The organism is Pseudomonas siliginis (assembly GCF_019145195.1).
Lineage (GTDB): Bacteria > Pseudomonadota > Gammaproteobacteria > Pseudomonadales > Pseudomonadaceae > Aquipseudomonas > Aquipseudomonas siliginis.
This window is the reverse complement of the sequence record NZ_JAHSTW010000003.1, coordinates 1-20474: the sequence shown is the minus strand read 5'-3', so window position 1 is coordinate 20474 and position 20474 is coordinate 1. Positions and strand designations below refer to the sequence as shown.

At 61.5% G+C, this 20474-nt stretch carries 17 protein-coding genes; 14 read left to right on the top strand and 3 right to left on the bottom strand.

Annotated features, from left to right (window positions below):
- Nucleotides 1-405: 405 nt before the first annotated feature.
- The 8 genes from KVG87_RS07460 (at nucleotide 406) to KVG87_RS07425 (ending at nucleotide 8618) form a co-directional block, all read left to right on the top strand.
- Entirely contained in the window at nucleotides 406-1260 is an 855-nt protein-coding gene (locus KVG87_RS07460) for a MurR/RpiR family transcriptional regulator (RefSeq protein WP_217849980.1), read from the top strand.
- A 2-nt stretch (nucleotides 1261-1262) separates the two neighbouring features.
- Complete coding sequence (locus tag KVG87_RS07455; protein WP_217849978.1) at nucleotides 1263-1907, top strand: cysteine hydrolase family protein; 645 nt, start codon at nucleotides 1263-1265, stop codon at nucleotides 1905-1907.
- Nucleotides 1904-3235 carry a type I glutamate--ammonia ligase gene (locus KVG87_RS07450; protein WP_217849975.1) on the top strand — a complete coding sequence of 444 codons (1332 nt, stop codon included), beginning with the start codon at nucleotides 1904-1906 and terminating at the stop codon, nucleotides 3233-3235. Before KVG87_RS07455 ends, KVG87_RS07450 begins: the two co-directional genes overlap by 4 nt.
- Entirely contained in the window at nucleotides 3219-3971 is a 753-nt protein-coding gene (locus tag KVG87_RS07445) for an N-formylglutamate amidohydrolase (RefSeq protein ID WP_217849973.1), read from the top strand. The genes KVG87_RS07450 and KVG87_RS07445 overlap by 17 nt, the downstream gene beginning before the upstream one ends.
- A 54-nt stretch (nucleotides 3972-4025) precedes the next feature.
- A complete protein-coding gene (locus KVG87_RS07440) occupies nucleotides 4026-5375 on the top strand; it encodes an APC family permease (RefSeq protein ID WP_076567476.1) in 1350 nt (449 codons plus the stop codon).
- 118 nt (nucleotides 5376-5493) lie between these two features.
- The gene (locus tag KVG87_RS07435) at nucleotides 5494-6510 is read left to right on the top strand and encodes an arginine N-succinyltransferase (RefSeq protein WP_150635707.1); all 1017 of its coding nucleotides are present in this window, start codon (nucleotides 5494-5496) and stop codon (nucleotides 6508-6510) included.
- A gap of 49 nt (nucleotides 6511-6559) precedes the next feature.
- Nucleotides 6560-7594: an arginine N-succinyltransferase gene (gene astA / locus KVG87_RS07430; protein WP_041478621.1), complete on the top strand. Its 1035-nt coding sequence runs from the start codon at nucleotides 6560-6562 to the stop codon at nucleotides 7592-7594.
- A 154-nt stretch (nucleotides 7595-7748) separates the two neighbouring features.
- The gene (locus KVG87_RS07425; RefSeq protein WP_217849971.1) at nucleotides 7749-8618 is read left to right on the top strand and encodes an isocitrate lyase/PEP mutase family protein; all 870 of its coding nucleotides are present in this window, start codon (nucleotides 7749-7751) and stop codon (nucleotides 8616-8618) included.
- A 105-nt stretch (nucleotides 8619-8723) separates the two neighbouring features.
- On the opposite strand, the gene KVG87_RS07420 is transcribed toward KVG87_RS07425, so the two are convergent.
- The 3 genes from KVG87_RS07420 to KVG87_RS07410 form a co-directional block, all read right to left on the bottom strand.
- Nucleotides 8724-9026 carry a hypothetical protein gene (locus KVG87_RS07420; protein WP_056784599.1) on the bottom strand — a complete coding sequence of 101 codons (303 nt, stop codon included), beginning with the start codon at nucleotides 9024-9026 and terminating at the stop codon, nucleotides 8724-8726.
- 401 nt (nucleotides 9027-9427) lie between these two features.
- On the bottom strand, nucleotides 9428-10663 hold the full coding sequence (locus KVG87_RS07415; RefSeq protein ID WP_056784596.1) for a M20/M25/M40 family metallo-hydrolase: 1236 nt from the start codon (nucleotides 10661-10663) through the stop codon (nucleotides 9428-9430).
- Nucleotides 10664-10871: 208 nt separating this feature from the next.
- Nucleotides 10872-11945, bottom strand: coding sequence for a diguanylate cyclase (locus KVG87_RS07410; RefSeq protein WP_076567464.1), 1074 nt, complete (start codon nucleotides 11943-11945; stop codon nucleotides 10872-10874).
- 188 nt (nucleotides 11946-12133) lie between these two features.
- Here KVG87_RS07410 and KVG87_RS07405 point away from each other — a divergent pair, with 188 nt between their 5' ends.
- The 6 genes from KVG87_RS07405 to hglS all read left to right on the top strand — a co-directional run bounded on the left by KVG87_RS07405 (nucleotide 12134) and on the right by hglS (nucleotide 19948).
- Nucleotides 12134-13588: a flavin-containing monooxygenase gene (locus KVG87_RS07405; protein WP_217849969.1), complete on the top strand. Its 1455-nt coding sequence runs from the start codon at nucleotides 12134-12136 to the stop codon at nucleotides 13586-13588.
- A gap of 21 nt (nucleotides 13589-13609) precedes the next feature.
- Nucleotides 13610-14536: an alpha/beta fold hydrolase gene (locus tag KVG87_RS07400; RefSeq protein ID WP_016774118.1), complete on the top strand. Its 927-nt coding sequence runs from the start codon at nucleotides 13610-13612 to the stop codon at nucleotides 14534-14536.
- 163 nt (nucleotides 14537-14699) lie between these two features.
- Entirely contained in the window at nucleotides 14700-16199 is a 1500-nt protein-coding gene (gene glcD, locus KVG87_RS07395) for a glycolate oxidase subunit GlcD (RefSeq protein WP_217849967.1), read from the top strand.
- A complete protein-coding gene (gene glcE, locus KVG87_RS07390) occupies nucleotides 16199-17248 on the top strand; it encodes a glycolate oxidase subunit GlcE (protein ID WP_217849964.1) in 1050 nt (349 codons plus the stop codon). Before glcD ends, glcE begins: the two co-directional genes overlap by 1 nt.
- A 2-nt stretch (nucleotides 17249-17250) precedes the next feature.
- Nucleotides 17251-18471 carry a glycolate oxidase subunit GlcF gene (gene glcF / locus KVG87_RS07385; RefSeq protein WP_217849962.1) on the top strand — a complete coding sequence of 407 codons (1221 nt, stop codon included), beginning with the start codon at nucleotides 17251-17253 and terminating at the stop codon, nucleotides 18469-18471.
- 88 nt (nucleotides 18472-18559) lie between these two features.
- Nucleotides 18560-19948 (top strand): 2-oxoadipate dioxygenase/decarboxylase HglS, encoded by a 1389-nt coding sequence (gene hglS / locus KVG87_RS07380; RefSeq protein ID WP_217849960.1) that lies wholly within the window; start codon nucleotides 18560-18562, stop codon nucleotides 19946-19948.
- Nucleotides 19949-20474: the final 526 nt, after the last annotated feature.

Genomic DNA, 20474 nt, shown 5'->3' with positions numbered 1-20474 from the left:
TTCAACAGGCTCGTCCGTAGGAAAACGCGCCAGTTTCTGTGCGATGGTTCGCGCATGGCAAATCAGTGTCAAACGGCTACTTGGCACAAGCAGGTTCTCGGTCGAAAGATAAAACAAACAATGGCACACAGCCGATACGCGTCGCATTGTGCCGTAAAACATCGGCGTTCAGGGTTGTCACCGGCCAGTCGCTGAGCTTGGGATAGGCAATGTCTGACACAGCAATCGGCAAAGGACTACAACAGCGCGTTACTTCGACGTAGCCCTTATTACACGGGCACCTTGCACACTTTTGGTGCTCGAAAAACCTGTACAAAAATTCGCTAGACATGTAGCACCCATTACATAAATACTCTTTTAACGGAATGTGAAACAAATTCGACACCCCATCCAGCAGGAGCCCGGATGCCCCCTCTCAGAGACCTGATCACCGATCCTGGCCTGGACCTGACGCCGTCGGAGCGCAAAGTCGTTCGCGCCCTGCTTGATCAGTATCCACGCAACGGTCTCGGGCCTATGGCGCGACTGGCCGAACATGCCGGTGTCAGCGATCCGACCATCGTGCGTCTGGTGAAAAAGCTCGGTTTCGGCGGTTATGCCGAATTCCAGGAAGCCCTGCTCAGCGACATGGACCATCGCCTGCGTTCACCGCGCACCTTGTTGCAGCCGCGCTCGCAGCAGAACAACGACGATGCCTGGGCGCATTATCTGGCCGACAGCCAGCGTTTGCTGGTCGACACCCAAGCCCTGACCCAGCCTGAGGACGTGCGCATCCTCGTGGAATGGCTGCTCGACAGCCGCCATCAGGTCTACTGTTTTGGTGGCCGCTTCAGCATTCTGCTGGCCAATTACCTGCTCAACCACTTGCGTCTGCTGCGTCCCGGCTGTTTCGCCCTGGAAGATAACGCCCTGCTGCCCGACCGTTTGTACGATCTGCAACGTCAGGACGTGGTGCTGGTGTTCGACTACCGGCGCTACCAGACCCAGGCTTTGCGCGTTGCGCAGGCGGCGAAGAACAACAGCGCGCGGGTGGTGCTGTTCACCGATGTCTACGCCTCGCCGCTGCGCGAATTGGCCGACCTGATCATCAGCGCGCCGGTGGAATCGGCGTCGCCGTTCGACACCATGGTGCCGGCGCTGGCGCAGGTCGAGGCGTTGATCGCCTGCCTGACCTTGCGCGTGCCGGACCCGGCCGATCGCCTGGAAGGCATCGATGCCCTGCGCAACGACTTTGCGACTCACCTGCTGGAGGACAAATAAGGATGTTCAGCCTTCCCCACCGCTCGCCACGGGACTTGCCGTTTGCGTTCGACCACACCGCTTTGTTGCTGGTGGACATGCAGCGCGCCTGGCTCGAACCGCAATTCGACCCACACCTGCGCGGGGCGGATGCCGAATATTTTCTCCAGCGCACGCGCAGCCAGGTGGTGCCCAACCAACAGCGTCTGCTCGGCGCCTTTCGTCAGGCGCAGCAGAACGTGCTGCACACGATTATCGAAAGCCTGACCGCCGACGGTCGCGACCGCTCGCTGGATCACAAACTGTCGGACATGCACCTGCCCAAGGGCAGCGTGCAGGCTCAGGTCATCGCTGAGCTGACCCCGACCGAAAACGAAATCGTGCTGCCGAAGACCTCCTCCGGGGTGTTCAATTCAACCAACATCGATTACGTGCTGCGCAATCTGCAGACCCGCCATCTGATCATCGCCGGCATCGTCACCGACCAATGCGTGGACATGGCCGTGCGCGATGCCGCCGACCGTGGCTATCTGGTCACGCTGGTGGAGGATGCCTGCGCCACTTACACAGCTGAACGCCATCACGCCTGCCTCAACGCGATCAAGGGTTACTGCTGGATCACCGACACCGACACCGTGCTCGGCCGTTTGCAGGAGATGCAGCCATGAGCCCGCGCCTGACGCCTTTACCGATGACCACGCTGGTGACAACTGACCTGATCGGCATCACCCGGGGCCGCTCGTTTCCTACCGATGAGCTGGAGCATTACCAGGCGGCGGGTTGCGGCTGGGTCCCCGCCAACAGCGCGTTGACGCCGCAGGACATCATCGCTTCGAGCAGTCCGTGGGGCGCGTACGGCGACCTGCGGCTGATTCCGGATCTGAGCAGCCGCGTCACTGTCGGCAGCGGCCCGGACGCCAATGCGCCGGTGCTGGATTTCATCCATTCCGATATTCGCGAGACTGACGGTCAGGCGTGGGGCGCCTGCCCACGCACATTGCTGCGCGATGAAATCGAGCGCTATCACGATGAGTTGGGGCTGCAGGTCAACGCCGCCTTCGAACATGAATTCAACCTGCACGCAGGCATTGCCGAACACGCGGCGTTCTCTCTCGAAGCGCAGCGCCAGGGCGCCGAATTCGGCGGCTGGCTGCTCAGCGCCCTGCGCGCCGGCGGCGTCGAGCCGGAAATGTTTCTGCCGGAATACGGCAAGCACCAATACGAAATCACCTGCCGCCCGACTCTTGGCGTAGCGGCGGCGGATCGTGCGGTCAACGTGCGCGAAATCACCCGGGAAATCGCCCGGCAAATGGGCCTCGACCTGAGTTTTGCGCCGAAGACTGCCGCCGAAGCGGTGTGCAACGGTGTGCATCTGCACGTCAGCCTGCTCGATCTGGCCGGCCAGCCGATGTTGTACGACGCCGGCACCAGCAACGGCCTGTCGAGCATCGGTCAGCACTGGGCCGCCGGCGTCCTGCACTATCTGCCGGCGCTGTGCGCCTTCACCGCACCGACGCCGCTGTCCTACCAGCGGTTGCAGCCGCACCACTGGAGCGCGTCCTATGCGTGTCTGGGGCAGCAGAATCGTGAAGCGGCGTTGCGCATCTGCCCGACCGTGACCTTGGGGGGTAAATCCGCTGCGCAGCAGTTCAACCTGGAATTCCGCGCCATGGACGCCACCGCCTCGCCGCATCTGGCCATGGCCGCGCTGCTGATTGCCGGGCGGCTGGGCATCGAACAACGTCTGGCGCTGAACGCGATCACCGATGAAATTCCCGATTCACTCAACGACGAGCAACGCAAGGCCCGGGGCATCGTCGCCCTGCCCGCCTCGCTGGCCCAGGCGCTGGATTGCCTGCGTGACAGTGCAGCCTTCAACGAATGGCTGCCCAAGCCGTTGCTCGACACGTATTACGCCCTGAAAACCGAGGAACTGGCGCTGACGGAACAGCTCTCGCCCGCTGACCTGTGTGAGCACTATGCACGCCTGTACTGAATCCGCCGAGCTTGGGTTGTATACCCGCCCGGTCTACACCCTGAGCCGCGAGGACTCGACGAATCCGTTGATCCTCGTGTGCGAACACGCCAGTCGCTACATCCCCGACGCCCTGAACAATCTGGGCCTGGACGAGGCGGCCGCACGCGAACATATCGCCTGGGACATCGGCGCGCTGCAACTGGCCGAACAGTTGTCGGAACAGCTTGGCGCTACCCTGCTCAGCGCCAACTATTCACGGCTGTTGATCGACCTCAACCGACCGCGCCATGCGCCGGACAGCATCCCGCTGCAGAGCGAGATCTACCCGATACCTGGCAATCGCGAGCTGGATGAGGCGACCCGCGAGTACCGTCGGCAGACCCTGTTCAAGCCGTTTCATGCGCGCTTGCAGACGCTGATCGATGAACGCATTGCCAAAGGCCGGCCGGTGCGTGTGGTCGGCATTCACAGTTTTACCCCGGTGTATTACGGCCAGCCGCGACCACTGGAAGTCGGCGTGTTATTCGGCCAGGCCAAAGACTATGCCCTGCGTTTGCTCGACGGGCTGCAAGTGCATCCGCTGAAGGTGGCGGGCAACCAGCCGTACAGAATTGATCCCTTGGGCGACATGACCGTGCCGGTGCACGGTGATGCCCGGGGCCTTGAGGCGGTGCTGATCGAGGTGCGCAACGATCTGCTGCGTAGCCCCGCAGCGGTCTCGCGCTGGGCCGGCTACCTCGCACCTTTGCTGTAAATGACGGACCGATAAAACATAAACCGACCGATGGCTGACAAGGAGTTGCGCTTCATGGAAATTGAAGAATTCGGCTACAAGCAAGAGTTGAAACGTAGCCTGACGCTGACCGATCTGGTGGTGTACGGGATGATCTTCATGATCCCCATCGCCCCGTTCGGTGTGTATGGCTACGTCAACGCCGAAGCACCGGGGATGGTGCCGCTGGCGTACATCATCGGCATGGTGGCGATGCTGTTCACCGCCCTGAGTTACGGCAGCATGGCCAAGGCCTTTCCGGTTGCCGGCTCCGTATATTCCTACGCGCAACGCGGCCTTAATCAACACGTCGGCTTCATCGCTGGCTGGCTGATGCTGCTCGATTACCTGCTGATTCCGCCGCTGCTGTACCTGTATTCGGCGATGGCGCTCAACCATTTGTACCCGGACATTCCCAAGGTCGGCTTCATCCTGGCGTTTCTGGTCAGCGCAACATTCGTCAACCTGCGCGGCATCACCTTCACCGCGCGGATGAACATGCTGTTCCTGCTGGCACAACTGGTGGTGCTGGGCATCTTCCTGTTCTACGCCTGGAACGCCCTGCACAACGGTGGCGGTAACGGTGAGCTGACGCTGGCGCCGCTGTATCACCCGGAAACCTTCAACTTCGCTCTGCTGATGCAAGCGGTGTCGATCGCCGTGCTGTCGTTCCTCGGCTTCGACGCGATCTCCACCCTCGCCGAAGAAATCAAGGAAGATCCGGGCCGCAGCGTCGGCAAGGCAGCGCTGATCACCCTGGCGGTGATGGGCACGATTTTCGTCGTACAGACGTGGATTGCCACCGATCTGGCGGCGGGCATGGGCTTCAAATCCGCCGACACCGCGTTTTATGAAATTGCCGAAATCGCCGCTGGCAGCTGGCTGGCGACCCTGACCGCCGTCGCCACGGCGCTGGCCTGGGGCGTTGCTGTAGCGATCACCTCGCAGGCCGCCGTCTCGCGTCTGCTGTTCGGCATGGCCCGCGACGGCAAGCTGCCGAAGGTGCTGGCCAAGGTCCACCCGAAACACAACACGCCGTACCTGAGCATTTATCTGGTGGCGGTGTTGTCGCTGCTGATCTGCTACCTGTTCATCGACGCGGTCGACATCCTCACCTCGCTGATCAACTTCGGCGCCCTCAGCGGTTTCATGCTCCTGCACCTGACGGTGATCAACCACTACTGGCGTCGGCAGAAGTCGGGACAGTTTGTGCGCCATCTGCTCTGCCCGGTGATCGGCTTCATCATCGTCGCCGCCATCATGTACAACATGGGCGTCGATGCGCAGAAACTCGGCCTGATCTGGATTGCCCTGGGCCTGGTGTACCTGTTCTTCCTCAACAAGCTCGGCGCCAGCACAGCGCTGCCCGATCCGAGCAAAGGCTGACAAGAAAAAGAGCGGCGTCTGACAACAAATCAGGCGACCGCCGATTCAACGCGTGGACACCGACAGTGATAGTCAGGTTCGGCGAATCGGCCGAATCTTTTGATACAGGAGTACATCCATGCTGGTCTTACGCCCAGTCGAGCAGAATGATCTGCCCCAGCTACAGCGCCTGGCCCGCGAGAGCCTGATCGGCGTGACTTCGCTGCCGGATGACAGCGAACACCTGCGCGAAAAAATCGCCGCGTCGTGCGCGTCTTTCGACAGCGCCGCCACAGCCCAGGGGCCGGAAAACTATTTCTTTGTACTGGAAGATCTCGAACGCCAGCAATTGGTCGGCTGCTCGGAAATCCTTGCCACCGCCGGTTTCAAGGAGCCGTTCTACAGCTTGCGCAATCGCCACTTCACCAGTGCTTCGCGGGAATTGAACATCGAGCATGGCGTGCCGGCGCTGTCGCTGTGCCATGACCTCAGCGGGCATACCTTGCTGCGCGGTTTCCACATTGACGCCGCGCTGGTGCGTACGCCGTTTTCCGAACTGTTGTCGCGAGCGCGCCTGCTGTTCATTGCTGCGCATGCACAGCGGTTCTCCGAGGCGGTGATCACCGAGATCGTCGGCTACAGCGACGAGCAGGGTCACTCGCCGTTCTGGGATGCGCTGGGCAAGCATTTCTTCGACCTGCCGTACGCGGAAGCCGAGCGCCTCTGCGGGTTGCAGAGCCGCACGTTTCTCGCCGAACTGATGCCGCAATACCCGATCTACGTGCCGATGCTGCCGCAAGCGGCGCAGGATTGCATCGGCCGCGTGCACCCGGACGGCCAGGAAGCGTTCGACATCCTCGCGCGTGAAGGCTTCGAAACCAACAGCTACATCGACTTGTTCGACGCCGGTCCGACGCTGTATGCGCGCACCGCGAACATTCGTTCGATCGCTGGCAGCCAGACCGCTATTGTCCGCCAACAAGTATCGACCGACGCCCGTGGCCGTTACCTGCTCAGCAACGACGCCCTGCATGACTACCGCGCGATTGTCACCGAACTCGACTATCACCCTGATCAACCGCTGCCCCTGACACCCGCCATCTGCGCGGCACTGAAAGTCAGCGAAGGCAGCTCGATACGGCTGGTCGCTCTGTGAACCGCGTTAGCCATCCGCGCCTGAATCGGTACGCCAAAGGAGTTGGAGCATGATTGTCCGTCCGGTAAAAGTCAGCGACCTGCCTGCCTTGATGACCCTCGTCGAACAGGCCGGGCCAGGTTTCACCACCCTTCCGGCCAACGAGGACCGACTTGCGCACCGGGTGCGCTGGGCGCAACGGGCGTTCGCCGAACAGGTCGAACGGGCCGATGCCGATTACCTGTTTGTCCTCGAGGATGATGAGCAGCGCGTGGTCGGTGTCAGCGCGATGGCCGGCGCCGTTGGCCTGCGCGAGCCCTGGTACAACTACCGGCTCGGGGTGACCGTCAGTTCGGCACCGGACCTGGGCATTCAGCGGCAGATCCCAACGTTGTTCCTCAACAACGAACTGACCGGGCAATCGGAGCTGTGCTCGCTGTTCCTGCGCCATGACCAGCGCAACGGCAGCAATGGCCGCCTGTTGTCGCTGGGTCGTCTGCTGTTCGTCGCCGAATTTCCGCACCTGTTTGGCGAGAAGATGATCGCCGAGTTGCGCGGCAGTGCCGATGAAAACGGTTGCTCGCCATTTTGGGACAGCCTTGGCCGGCACTTCTTCCAGATGGATTTCACCCACGCCGATCACTTGTCCGGTCTGGGCAACAAAGCCTTTATCGCCGAACTGATGCCGCGCCAGCCACTATATACCTGCCTGCTCACCGAACAGGCGCAGGCGGCGATAGGCCAGACTCACCCGAACACCCAGCCGGCGTTGAAGATTCTTCAGGCCGAGGGCTTCACGCACAAAGGCTATATCGACATTTTCGACGGTGGCCCGGTCATCGAAGCGCCGATCCGCAGCATCCGCACGGTGCGCGACAGCCTCGAACTGACCTTGAGCCTCGGCACCCCGGACGAGCAGGCGCCGCTATGGCTGATTCACAACCGCCGGCTGGAAAACTGCCGTATCACCGTGGCCCCCGGGCGACTGGTGGGCAATAGCCTGGTTGTCGATCGTCTCACTGCCAAACGCCTGCAACTTCAGCCAGGCAATTCAGTGCGCGCAGTGCTCCTGCCCCATCAACAGCAACATGCCGTGGCGGCCTGATATTTCCGGCACGGGAGATTAAACCTTTCAGCCGCCAGTCCTGCCGCGCAAATTCGTCATGATTCTTGACCCATTCGCGTGATAGCCTTTTCACTCTTCGGCGTTGACACCTTTGCTCAAGCCTTTCCATTCCTTATGTATTGGTGGAACTCGTATGACCAGGCTTTCCCATCAAGATTTGCGCCATAACTTCCGTCAGCTGCTGGCCTCCGACACCTGCTACCACACGGCTTCGGTATTCGACCCGATGTCCGCCCGCATCGCCGCTGACCTTGGTTTTGAAGTGGGTATCCTCGGCGGTTCCGTGGCCTCCCTGCAGGTGCTTGGCGCGCCGGACTTCGCCCTGATCACCCTCAGCGAATTCGCCGAACAGGCCACGCGCATTGGCCGCGTCGCCCAATTGCCAGTGATCGCCGACGCCGACCACGGCTACGGTAACGCTCTTAACGTGATGCGCACCATCGTCGAACTGGAACGCGCTGGCGTCGCTGCACTGACCATCGAAGATACCTTGCTGCCCGCGCAATTCGGGCGCAAATCCACCGACCTGATCACCGTGGCCGAAGGCGTCGGCAAGATCCGCGCGGCGCTGGAAGCCCGGGTCGACACCGAGATGGCCATCATCGCCCGCACCAACGCTGGCATTCTGCCGAATCAGGAAATCATCAGCCGCACCCGCCAATATCAGGCGGCGGGCGCTGACGGTATCTGCATGGTCGGCGTGCAGGACTTCGATCAGCTGGAACAGATCGCCGAGCATCTGACCGTGCCGCTGATGTTGGTCACCTACGGCAACCCGGCCCTGCGCGACGACAAACGCCTGGCCGAACTCGGCGTACGCGTGACCATCGACGGCCACGGCGCCTACTTCGCCGCGATCAAGGCAACCTACGACAGCCTGCGCGAACAGCGGCAGATCTTCACCCAGGCCGCCGACCTGAGCGCGACCGAGTTGACCCACACCTATACCCAGCCGGAGGAATACATTCTCTGGGCCAAGGAGTACATGAGCGTCAAGGAGTGATGCACACGCTGCACCGGCCCCTTCGCGAGCAGGCTCGCTCCCACAGTTGAAATGCGGTCCCCTGTGGGAGCAAGCCTGCTCGCGAAAGCGTCTATTGCGGCACCGCTAAACCGGCGTCTTATACCCCTCCTCCCGCTGCGCCGCCCGCGCCTGAATCACATTCAGAATCGCGCAGCCCTCGCGCATCAGCAGATGAACCGCGCTGGTCACCCGCGTCAGATCACAATCGGAGATGCCCTTGAGGTTGAGGCTGGCGAAAGTGTCGGCCAGATCGCGCACGACCAAAAACCGGTGCATCGCACAGGCGGCCATGTCGCTGAGTTCAGTGTGGGTATTGATGAAGAGCACCGGGGATTCGGCGTCGTAGGTGTCGATGGGGAGATAGCGCGGCATTACTTGGTCGGTCATAGAGTTCACTCCAGAAAGGTCAGGTTCTGTATTCGACCGGCCAAGATCGTCGCAGGGTTATCTGCGAACCGAGACTATAAGAGCCGCGCCCGACGGCCGCAACGAGAGCTTCTGTCGGACTTTTCGGTATTTTTTGTGCGCCGTCCTCGACTGCCACTTTTCCCACAAAAGCCCCTCACCCTAGCCCTCTCCCAGAGGGAGAGGGGACTGATTGGGGAATGCTCTGGATCTGCGCCGACGTGGTGGACCGTGTTGAATGCGAAATTGAATTCAGCAGAAAATCTTAAGCTTGCCGCATTGACTATAAACAACACGGTCAGTCCCCTCTCCTGGGGGAGAGGGCTAGGGTGAGGGGTGAGTCAACTGACACCCCATCCCAAGCATTCACACCACCAACCCCATCACCGCGGCTTGGCCAACTCCATGATCATCCGCGACAACAGGTAAATCCGCGGCGCCACGCTCGCCACTTCGGCATATTCCTCCGGCGTATGAATATTGCCGCCGACAATGCCGAAGCCATCCAGCGTCGGCGTCCCTACGCCTGCGGACAGACTGGCATCCGCCGCGCCACCACTGCCCTCCTCGGTCAGCTTGCGGCCAATTTCGCCGTAAATGCCTTGAGCCATGGCCATCAAGCGATCGGACTCAGCGGTCTGCGGCATCGGCGGCAAACCGCGCTGCAAGGACGTTTTCACTTCGGTATCGGCAATCAACTTGTCCTGCGAGACCCGCGCCAGATCCTTCTCGATGCGATCAAATTCCTCCGGCACTGCCGCGCGCACATCCGCCTTGGCCGTGGCCTGATCAGGAATCACGTTGGTGCGATCGCCGGCCTTGAGCACGGTGAAGTTGATGGTGGTCTTCTTCGCCTCGTCACCGAGCTTGCCCAGTTGCAGAATCTGATGCGCCGCTTCCATCGCCGCGTTCCGTCCCAACTCTGGCGCGACGCCGGCGTGGGCGGCCTTGCCTTTGACTTCGACCAGCGCCGTCGCACTGCCCTTGCGCCACACCACCAGGCCATCGGCCGGGCGCCCCGGTTCGAGGTTGAGGGTGACGTCGTGCTGTTTGGCGGTTTTCTTGATCAGGTCGGTGGCGACGTCCGAGCCGGTTTCTTCGCTGGCATCCAGCAGGAAGGTGATCTGCGCGTAATCCTTGAAGTCGAGGTTCTTCAGCACTTTCAATGCGTAGATGCCGGCGACGATGCCGCCCTTGTCGTCCATCACACCCGGCCCGTAGGCGCGGCCGTCCTTGATGTGGAAAGGCCGCTCGGCGGCGGAGCCTTCCTTGAACACCGTGTCCATGTGCGCCATCAGCAGGATTTTCGCCTTGCCGGTGCCTTTGAGCGTGGCTAGCACGTGGTTGGATTTCTCCGGGGTGTTCGGCACCAGTTCGATAGTTGCGCCGAGCTTTTTCAGCTCATCGATGGCGATGTCGCTGACCTGTTTCAGGCCCGGCTCATAACCTGAGCCGGAGTCGATATTGACCAGTCGCTCCAACATTTTCAGGGCTTCGGGCTGATACTGCTCGGCATCGGCGAGCACTTGTTTGTGCGGTTCGGCAGCGTTTGCGGCCGAGAATGCGAGGGACAGACCGAGGCTGGCGGCCAGCAGAGAGCGGGGAAAGGAGAACGTCATGAAGCAGTCCTTGTTTCGTGTCGGAGGGATTCAACCGTAACCGACATCGGCACGAGGCTCTATAGCGGATGCGACACTGATCTAACCGACAACACATACCCCGGTGGGAGCGAGCCTGCTCGCGAAGGCGTCGTGGCAAACGATATTGATACCGCCTGACCCAGCGCTTTCGCGAGCAGGCTCGCTCCCACAGGTATCAGCTCGCCCGTCAGACCGAATCCAGCAGCGCCTGCCTCGGTTTGTTGTCACTGTTGCAGATCACCCGATTGCGCCCACTGGCCTTGGCTTCGTACAACGCCTGATCGGCCTCATCCAGCCAACGCGTGGCGTCGGCATGGCTCGGGTCGTAGGCGGCCAGACCAATGCTCAGACTGACCTTCAACGCCGGGTTCTGCTCGTAGCCCATCACCGCGAAACGCTCGCGCAAGGCTTCCATGGCCTGAGCGGCGTTGAACAGTGGCAGCTCCGGCAGGATCACGCAGAACTCATCCCCGCCGTATCGCCCGGCCACATCCGTGGCGCGCAGATTCTGTTTGAGCAGTTTGCTCAACTGGCGCAGGACGATATCGCCAGCGACATGCCCATAGGTGTCATTGATCGCCTTGAAGTGATCGATGTCGATCAAGGCAATCGCCGCGCCCTGCTGCTGGCGTTTGCAGCGCTGGAACGCGAGGTCCAGTTGATCCTTCCACGCGCCGTGATTGAGCAGGCCGGTCAGGCTGTCGGTGCGACTCAACGCCAGCAGCTCACGCTTGTGCCGACCGAGGGTCGAGGCCTGACGAAAGCAGATCCAGCCCAGCGCCAGCGGATACAGCAACAGCAATGGCAAACAGGCGTACAGCTGCAGCGGCGTTGTTGGCGGGATGAACGCCGGCGTAAACACCACCAGCCCGACGCCGATGCCCAATAGCTGCGCCGCCGTGCCCGCCAGCAAAAACCGCCCACCACCAATGGCGACGTTGTTCATCGCCATCATCGAAATCGTGGTTGCGCTGGGCAAGGGATTGAACTGCATGGCGGCGACCCAGAAGCCGCCCATGAATGCATCGATCAGCAAATTGCGGTGTTCGGCGCGAAACGGCACGCTCGAGCTTCGCGCCCATAGAAAGGCCAGATGCGGCCAGACCAGGCCGTTGAACAGCATCACGCCCCACACCCACAGCGGCGGATCGAGCGCGTGCATCGCCACGCTGACACACATCAGCCCGAGCAGCAGCCCGAACACCCGCGACCTGTAAAGCCTCCTGGCCAGTGAAAGTCCCTTTCCTCGCGTATTTCCCATAAGGGCCTCGACCGCGCGATGCATGGTTACACCCCGACACGGATGTGTTCGGAGTCTATCAGGGCGCCGCTAAATAGCCATCACCGGCCAGCGGCCTGAATAGAGCGCTATCAGCGCCGCACGCGCGGCCCAGAGTTGGCTATAAATGAAAGAGGGGAAATGGAAAAACAACTATAAGAAGGGGGCACATGCATACCTACGCTGTGTTGATCATCGGCAGCGGTTTCGGCGGCCAGTGCGCGGCGGTCAACCTGCTCAAGGCCGGAATCGACGATTTTCGCATTCTTGAACGACGCGACTTCTTCGGCGGCACCTGGTGCCAGAACACCTACCCCGGCGCAGCGGTGGACGTGCCGTCGCCGCTGTATTCGCTGTCATTCGCGCCCTACCGCTGGTCGCAGATGTTCGCCGAACAGGCGGAACTGCGGCGCTACACCGAACAGCTGATCGAGCGGTTCGGTTTACGCGAGCGCGTGGAACTGGGGGCCGATGTCGAGCGCGTCGAATGGGACGAAGCGGAAAAGCATTGGTTGGTGCACACCCGCGCCAGAGGTACTTTCCGAACCCAATTCCTGATCAATGCTTCCGGGCCATTGAGTCAGCCGGTCATCCCACGCTTTCCCGGGATGGATCGCTTTCAAGGCAAGACTTTTCACACAAATAATTGGGATCACAACTACGACTATCGCGGTAAACGCGTGGCGATCGTCGGCAGTGGTGCCAGCGCCGCCCAGGTGATTCCGGCGATTGCGCCACAAGTCGAACACCTGCATGTGTTCCAGCGCACCCCACATTGGGTGCTGCCGCGTGCCGATCGCAAATTCGGCCGTTTTCAGCGCTGGCTGCTCGGTCTGAAGCCGGCGTACAAGCTGCTGCGCTGGCTGATCTACTGGCAATTCGAAACCCGGGTGATCGCCTTCAAATACTCGAGACCGGCGATTCATCTGGTCCAGCGACATGCGCTGCGGTTCCTCAAACGCCAGGTTCCGGACCCGCTGCTGCGGCAGAAACTCACCCCGGACTTCACCATCGGCTGCAAACGGGTGCTGGTGTCCAGCACGTACTACCCCGCGCTGAGCCGCGCCAACGTCACGTTGCACAGTCGCGAGCACGGCATCGCTTCGATCGACGAAAGCGGGATCAACAGCGTGGACGGCGAGCATCTCGATGTAGACCTGATCGTCTGGTCCACCGGTTACGACGCCACCGACGGGGTGATTTCCTACCCGGTCAGCGGCAAAAACGCGGTGCAACTCAGAGATGTCTGGGCCGAATACCCGCGCGCCTACCTCGGCACCAGCCTGCCGGATTTCCCCAACCTGTTTATCGTCACCGGGCCGAACACCGGCATTGGCCACACTTCGGCGCTGTTCATCATCGAATCGCAGATGAACTACATCCTCGACTGCATCCACACCGTACGGGCCAAAGGCCTGCGCAGCATCGAAGTGCGCCGTGACGCAGAACGTACCTACACTGCAATGATCCACCGGGAAATGCAGCGCACGGTGTGGAAGTCCGGTGGTTGCCACAGTTGGTACCAGAGCAAGAGCGGTCATGTGATCGCCATGTTTCCCGGCTTCAGTTTCAGCTATCACCTACTGACCCGGGCGCTGAAACCGGCCGACCATATTTTGTCCTGAACACGTAAAAGGAAGACGTCGATGCTTTTGCTGTTTGTCGCACTCGCGGTTTTCGTGGCCTGGAGCTGGCTGAGTTATCCGGCGGTTGGCCATTGGCTGTACAACCTGGCCATGGCCAGCGAGGCCAGGTTGTACAAATTGCACAAGATCGAAGTGCCGATCGCCGAGATGACCGTGTCGACCTGGCAAGGCGGGCCGTACGAGGCGTCCAGCGCGATCCTGATGCTGCACGGCTTCAGCGCCGACAAAAACCTCTGGCTGCGCTGCGCCCGGCACTTCGTGCGCCAGTATCGGGTGATCATTCCGGATCTGGCCGGCCACGGCGAAACCGGCTTCAAGGCTGGCGGCGGTTACGACATTGCGGTTCAGGCCAAACGCATGATTCAACTGCTCGACGTCTGCGGCGTGGAGAAAGTCCACGTCATCGGCAACTCCATGGGCGGCTACATTGCCGCGTGGCTGGCAGCGACCTATCCGGAGCGAATCGCCTCGCTGGCATTGATCGACCCGGCCGGCGTCACCGCACCGGAGCCGAGCGACATGGAGCGCCATCTGGCGCGCGGGCACAATCCGTTTCTGATCAATTCCCGCGAAGAATTTCAGCGCTTCTACGCGATGACCATGGAGTCGCCGCCGTGGGTACCGAAGCTGGTGCTGGACGCCGTCGCCCAGCGCTATGAGCAACAACGTGACGAGCTCGAAGAAATCTTCCGCGACTTCCGCGCCAGCCCGCCGATGGAACCGAAACTGGCCGAGATCAAATGCCCGGCGCTGTTGCTGTGGGGGCGCAAGGATCGCCTGATCGACGTCAGCAGCGTGCCGGTGTGGAGCAAAGGCATCGCCAATCTCGAAGTGGATGTGTGGGATCACGTCGGGCACATGCCGATGGTCGAACAGCCGGGAAATACCGCGCGGCTGTACGGGGAATTTCTGGAACGACAGCGATGAAGATGGATATTCGCAATGCCTCAGGTTGCGCAACTGATCGTTCCCATGCTCTGCGTGGGAATGTCTCAGGGGACGCTCTGCGTCCAGTGACGCGGAGCGTCACGGGCTACATTCCCACGCAGAGCGTGGGAACGATCAGCGGAGACAGAAGGTTGGCGTTCCCATGAACATCCTTTACGACGAACGCCTCGACGGTCCGTTGCCGGAGGTGAACAAGGGCGAATTGCTCAAGGCCCTGCAACAAGCCCTGCCGGACCTGGACATCCTCTGGCGCGAAGATGAACTCAAACCCTACGAATGCGACGGCCTCTCCGCCTACCGCACCACGCCGATGCTGGTCGCCCTGCCCCGGCGTCTGGAGCAAGTGCAAACCCTGCTGAAACTCTGCCATCAGAACAACGTGCCCGTGGTCGCGCGGGGTGCCGGCACTGGGTTGTCCGGCGGCGCCCTGCCACTGGAAAAGGGCCTGCTGCTGGTGATGGCGCGGTTCAACAACATCCTGCACATCGACCCCGCTGCACGTATCGCGCGGGTTCAGCCGGGGGTGCGCAATCTTGCTATCTCCCAGGCGGCGGCCCCATTTGGCTTGTATTACGCACCGGATCCGTCGTCGCAGATCGCCTGCTCGATCGGCGGCAACGTCGCGGAAAACGCTGGCGGCGTGCATTGCCTCAAGTACGGTCTGACCGTGCACAACGTGTTGAAAATCGAAGTACTGACCATCGAGGGCGAGCGCCTGACGCTGGGCTCCGAGGCGCTCGATTCAGCCGGTATCGACCTGCTCGCCTTGTTCACCGGCTCCGAAGGCCTGCAGGGGATCATCACCGAAGTCACGGTGAAACTGCTGCCCAAACCGCAAGTTGCAAAGGTCCTGCTCGGCAGTTTCGACTCAGTGGAAAAGGCCGGCCGTGCGGTTGCCGAAATCATCGCTGCCGGGATCATTCCGGGTGGTCTGGAAATGATGGACAACCTCGCCATCCGCGCCGCCGAAGACTTCATCCACGCCGGCTATCCCGTCGACGCCGAGGCGATTCTGCTGTGCGAACTCGACGGTGTCGAAGCTGACGTGCACGACGATTGCCAGCGCGTACGGGAAGTCATGACAGCGGCCGGCGCCACTGAAGTGCGCCAGGCCCAGGACGAGGCCGAGCGCGTGCGTTTCTGGGCCGGGCGCAAAAACGCGTTTCCGGCGATCGGCCGGTTGTCGCCGGATTATTACTGCATGGACGGCACCATCCCGCGCCGCGAATTGCCCGCTGTGCTGCAAGGTATCGCCAGCCTCGGCGAAGAATATGGCTTGCGCGTGGCCAACGTGTTCCATGCCGGCGACGGCAACATGCATCCGCTGATTCTGTTCGACGCCAACCAGCCAGGGGAGCTGCATCGGGCCGAGGCATTGGGCGGCAAGATCCTCGAATTGTGCGTGAAAGTCGGCGGCAGCATCACCGGCGAGCACGGCGTCGGCCGCGAAAAAATCAATCAGATGTGCGCGCAGTTCAACAGCGACGAGTTACTGCTGTTTCATGCGGTGAAAGCCGCGTTCGATCCGCAGGGCCTGCTCAATCCCGGCAAGAACATTCCGACCCTGCACCGCTGCGCCGAATTCGGCGCGATGCACATTCACGCCGGGCAACTGCCCTTCCCCGAGCTGGAGCGATTCTGATGGCTGATTTCGACGCCGCCAACGCCCTGCTCGATCAGGTCAACGCCGCGCGGACCAATGCCACGCCGCTGAAGATTCAGGGCGGCAACAGCAAGGCGTTTCTCGGTCGCGAGGTGGCCGGCGAAGTGCTCGACACCCGTGCTCATCGCGGCATCGTTCAGTACGATCCGACCGAGTTGGTGGTCACCGCACGTGCCGGCACGCCGTTGTCCGAGCTGCTTGCGGCGCTGGATGACGCCGGGCAAATGTTGCCCTGCGAACCGCCGTCCTTCGCCGACAGCGCCACGGTCGGCGGCATGGTCGCCACGGGACTGTCCGGACCTCGCCGGCCGTGGTCCGGCTCGGTACGCGACTTCGTTCTCGGCACGCGGGTGATCACCGGCCTCGGTCAGCATCTGCGCTTCGGTGGCGAAGTGATGAAAAACGTCGCCGGTTATGACCTGTCGCGGCTGATGGCCGGCAGTTTCGGTTGCCTCGGCGTGCTCACCGAAGTGTCGCTGAAAGTCCTGCCGAAACCGCGCCAGTGCCTGAGCATTCGCCTCGATATCGACTGCGCTCGGGCCTTGAGCAAACTTGCCGAATGGGGCCAGCAACCGCTGCCGATCAGTGCTGCGTGCCACGATGGCCGGAGCCTGTATCTGCGTCTGGAAGGCGGCGAAGGTTCGGTAACGGCGGCGCATCAACGCCTGGGTGGTGAGCCGCTGGACTCGGTTTTCTGGCGCGACCTAAACGAACAGCGCCTGAGTTTTTTCGACGAAGGTTTGCCGCTGTGGCGCCTGTCATTGCCGAACAACCTCGGCCCGCTCGAGCTGCCCGGCGAGCAACTGATCGACTGGGCCGGCGCGCAACGCTGGGTGAAATCCGAAAGCTCTGAGATTCACGCACTCGCCCATTCCTTGGGCGGCCATGCAACGTGCTTTACCCACGGTGCCACCGGCTCGCCGTTTCAACCCTTGGCGCCAACCCTGCTGCGCTACCACCGGCAACTCAAGGCGCAACTCGACCCGCAAGGGCTGTTCAACCCCGGACGCATGTACGCGGAGGTCTAGCCATGCAAACCACCCTCAGCGAGCAATCGCGAAAATTGCCCCGGGCTGGCGAAGCGGAAAAGATCCTGCGCACCTGCGTGCATTGCGGCTTCTGCAACGCGACGTGCCCGACCTATCAATTGCTCGGCGATGAACTCGATGGCCCGCGCGGGCGCATTTACCTGATCAAGCAAGTGCTGGAAGGCGCACCGGCCACCGAGCAGACGCAACTGCATCTGGATCGTTGCCTGTCGTGCCGCAACTGCGAAACCACCTGCCCGTCCGGCGTCGATTATCACAACCTGCTCGACATCGGCCGTGCGGTAGTCGACAGCGCGGTGCCGCGCCCGGCCGCTCAGCGCTTGCTGCGCGAAGGCTTGCGTGCGTTGGCGCCGAATCCCGGTTTGTTCAAAGGCTTGCTGCGCATGGGCGCGACCTTTCGACCACTGCTGCCGCGCCTGCTGGAAAGCAAATTGCCGCAGCACTTGGGTGTTATGGGGTCGCGCCCCGCTCCTCGGCATCCGCGCCGAGTGTTATTGCTCGAAGGTTGCGTGCAACCGGGTCTGTCGCCGAATACCAATGACGCGACGGCGCGAGTGCTTGATCGCTTGGGCATCAGCGTCATTCCGGTGAGCGAGGCCGGTTGCTGCGGCGCGCTCGACTATCACCTCGACGCCCAGGGCAAAGGTCTCGACCGCGCTCGGCAGAACATCGACGCCTGGTGGCCACGTCTGCAGAACGGCGCCGAAGCCATCGTGCAGACGGCCAGTGGTTGTGGCGCGTTCATCAAGGATTACGGGCATTTGCTTGCGGACGATCCGGTCTATGCCGACAAGGCTCGGCAGATCAGCGAAATGACTCGGGACCTGGTGCAAATCATCGCTGAGGAACCACTGGAGCAAGTGTGCGCCGCCAGCGAACGACGCATCGCTGTGCATTGCCCGTGCACGTTGCAGCACGCGTTGAAACTCGGCGGCACCGTGGAAGCCGTGCTGACCCGACTCGGCTTCAACCTCACGCCGGTACCGGATGGCCATTTGTGCTGCGGCTCGGCGGGCACTTACTCGCTGACCCAACCGGTGCTGGCGCGGCAACTGCGTGACCATCGACTCAACGCCCTGGAAAGCGGTCGGCCCGAGTTGATCGTCACTTCCAACGTGGGCTGTCAGAGCCATCTGGCGAGCGCCGGGCGCACGCCGGTCAGACACTGGATCGAGCTGGTGGATCAGTCGTTGGCAGAATGAAGTTCGTAGGATTCTTCGTTTGCCCGCGTGGGCGAAGGCTGCGATCTTTTCCGACATCCATTTCGTGACCGTGGCAGGAATTTTTTTCATGACCGTGCAGCCGTTCGTCAGCCCCGACCTGATCCGCCAACGCTTCTCCCGAGCGATGTCCGACATGTACCGCGAAGAGGTGCCGCTGTACGGCGCGCTGATGGAACTGGTGGAGAATACCAATCGCGAAGTGCTGGCACGTCAGCCTGACATTGCCGGTCAACTCAAGCGCACCGGCGAAATCGAACGCCTGGACATGGAACGCCACGGCGCCATCCGGGTAGGCACCGCGACCGAACTGGCCACCCTCGCCCGCCTGTTCGCGGTGATGGGCATGCAACCGGTGGGTTATTACGACCTGACGCCGGCCGGTGTGCCGGTGCATTCGACGGCGTTTCGCGCGGTGCATGAAGAGGCGCTGCAGGTCAGCCCGTTTCGCGTGTTCACCTCGTTGCTGCGCCTGGAGCTGATTGAAGATCGTGAACTGCGTGAGTTTGCCGAGTCGGTGCTGGCCCGTCGTTCGATTTTTACTGACTCCGCGTTGCGCCTGATTGAACAGGCGGAAACGGCGGGCGGACTGAATGACGCCGAAGCCGCAGAATTCGTCCGACAGGCACTGGAGACTTTTCGCTGGCACCACAGCGCCACCGTCAGTGCCGCGCAATACCAGAAACTTAGCGCTCAGCACCGTTTGGTCGCCGATGTCGTTGCGTTCAAAGGCCCGCACATCAACCACCTGACCCCACGCACCCTGGACATCGACACCGTTCAGCAACAGATGCCCGCCCATGGCATTACACCAAAAGCGGTGATCGAAGGCCCACCGCGCCGCAACTGCCCGATCCTGCTGCGCCAGACCAGTTTCAAGGCGCTGGACGAGCCGATCGCCTTCACCGATCAGCCCGAAACCCGTGGCAGCCACAGCGCGCGTTTCGGCGAAATTGAACAACGCGGCGCAGCCCTCACGCCCAAGGGTCGCGCGTTGTATGACCGCTTGTTGAATGCCGCTCGCGATGAATTGGGCGACTTCCCTAACGAAGCCAATGCCGCACGCTACGACGCGCTGATGACTCAGCACTTTGCGGAATTTCCTGACAGCATCGAGGGCATGCGCGAACAGGGGCTGGCGTACTTTCGTTATTTCGCTACGGAAAAGGGCATCGCGGCGTACGGACTTGGCGAATCGTCCCTGGAGGACTTGCTGCGCGATGGCTACGTGAAAGCGGAGCCGCTGGTGTACGAAGATTTCCTGCCGGTGAGCGCAGCGGGGATTTTTCAGTCGAACCTGGGGGATGCCGCACAGGCGCATTACGCCGAACATTCCAATCGACATGCTTTCGAACAGGCGCTGGGGCGTTCGGCCATCGATGAGTTGGGGTTGTATGCCGAGACGCAACGGCGGTCGATTGAGGAATGTGCCGAAGTGCTGCGGATCAAACTGACCTGAATTTGCGCCGTTCTACTGTAGGAGTGAGCCTGAACGCGATAGCGGTGTAACAGTCACCGATGATGTGAATGGAAAGACGCCTTCGCGAGCGGGCTCGCTCCCACAGGTTTTGCGGATGGACCGCAGTTCAGGACAAAACCACAAATCCCCTGTGGGAGCGAGCCTGCTCGCGAAGGCAACACCGCGGTCCCGGCAAATCCCCTACTGCGCAAGAAATTGCGCAGTTACCCGTAATATTTCAGGGCCTAAATCCTCTGCAGCTCAAGCGGCGCAAGGCCTGCAGCCAAGTGCGCAAGAAGTTGCGCAGTACTGCGCAACTTCTTGCGCACTTTCTCAGGGTCATCCCGGTGAAAAACGCCGCAAATGATGACCAACCAGCGTGGCGCCCCCGCCATCCGGGCACCGCGCAAAACCTGGCACGCTCCTTGATAACTCTCAGCCACCCACCGGGCGATTTCGCCTCCAGGCACCCTAACTTTATCCGCAAGGAGAGCACCCCATGGCAACACCAGCGTACATGTCGGTT

Excerpts from the sequence above, each read along its gene's own strand:
- KVG87_RS07460 (WP_217849980.1), top strand. The coding sequence starts at position 406 with ATGCCCCCTCTCAGAGACCTGATCACCGATCCTGGCCTGGACCTGACG.
- KVG87_RS07455 (WP_217849978.1), top strand. The coding sequence starts at position 1,263 with ATGTTCAGCCTTCCCCACCGCTCGCCACGGGACTTGCCGTTTGCGTTC.
- KVG87_RS07450 (WP_217849975.1), top strand. The coding sequence starts at position 1,904 with ATGAGCCCGCGCCTGACGCCTTTACCGATGACCACGCTGGTGACAACT.
- KVG87_RS07445 (WP_217849973.1), top strand. The coding sequence starts at position 3,219 with ATGCACGCCTGTACTGAATCCGCCGAGCTTGGGTTGTATACCCGCCCG.
- KVG87_RS07440 (WP_076567476.1), top strand. The coding sequence starts at position 4,026 with ATGGAAATTGAAGAATTCGGCTACAAGCAAGAGTTGAAACGTAGCCTG.
- KVG87_RS07435 (WP_150635707.1), top strand. The coding sequence starts at position 5,494 with ATGCTGGTCTTACGCCCAGTCGAGCAGAATGATCTGCCCCAGCTACAG.
- astA (WP_041478621.1), top strand. The coding sequence starts at position 6,560 with ATGATTGTCCGTCCGGTAAAAGTCAGCGACCTGCCTGCCTTGATGACC.
- KVG87_RS07425 (WP_217849971.1), top strand. The coding sequence starts at position 7,749 with ATGACCAGGCTTTCCCATCAAGATTTGCGCCATAACTTCCGTCAGCTG.
- KVG87_RS07420 (WP_056784599.1), bottom strand. The coding sequence starts at position 9,026 with ATGACCGACCAAGTAATGCCGCGCTATCTCCCCATCGACACCTACGAC.
- KVG87_RS07415 (WP_056784596.1), bottom strand. The coding sequence starts at position 10,663 with ATGACGTTCTCCTTTCCCCGCTCTCTGCTGGCCGCCAGCCTCGGTCTG.
- KVG87_RS07410 (WP_076567464.1), bottom strand. The coding sequence starts at position 11,945 with ATGGGAAATACGCGAGGAAAGGGACTTTCACTGGCCAGGAGGCTTTAC.
- KVG87_RS07405 (WP_217849969.1), top strand. The coding sequence starts at position 12,134 with ATGCATACCTACGCTGTGTTGATCATCGGCAGCGGTTTCGGCGGCCAG.
- KVG87_RS07400 (WP_016774118.1), top strand. The coding sequence starts at position 13,610 with ATGCTTTTGCTGTTTGTCGCACTCGCGGTTTTCGTGGCCTGGAGCTGG.
- glcD (WP_217849967.1), top strand. The coding sequence starts at position 14,700 with ATGAACATCCTTTACGACGAACGCCTCGACGGTCCGTTGCCGGAGGTG.
- glcE (WP_217849964.1), top strand. The coding sequence starts at position 16,199 with ATGGCTGATTTCGACGCCGCCAACGCCCTGCTCGATCAGGTCAACGCC.
- glcF (WP_217849962.1), top strand. The coding sequence starts at position 17,251 with ATGCAAACCACCCTCAGCGAGCAATCGCGAAAATTGCCCCGGGCTGGC.
- hglS (WP_217849960.1), top strand. The coding sequence starts at position 18,560 with ATGACCGTGCAGCCGTTCGTCAGCCCCGACCTGATCCGCCAACGCTTC.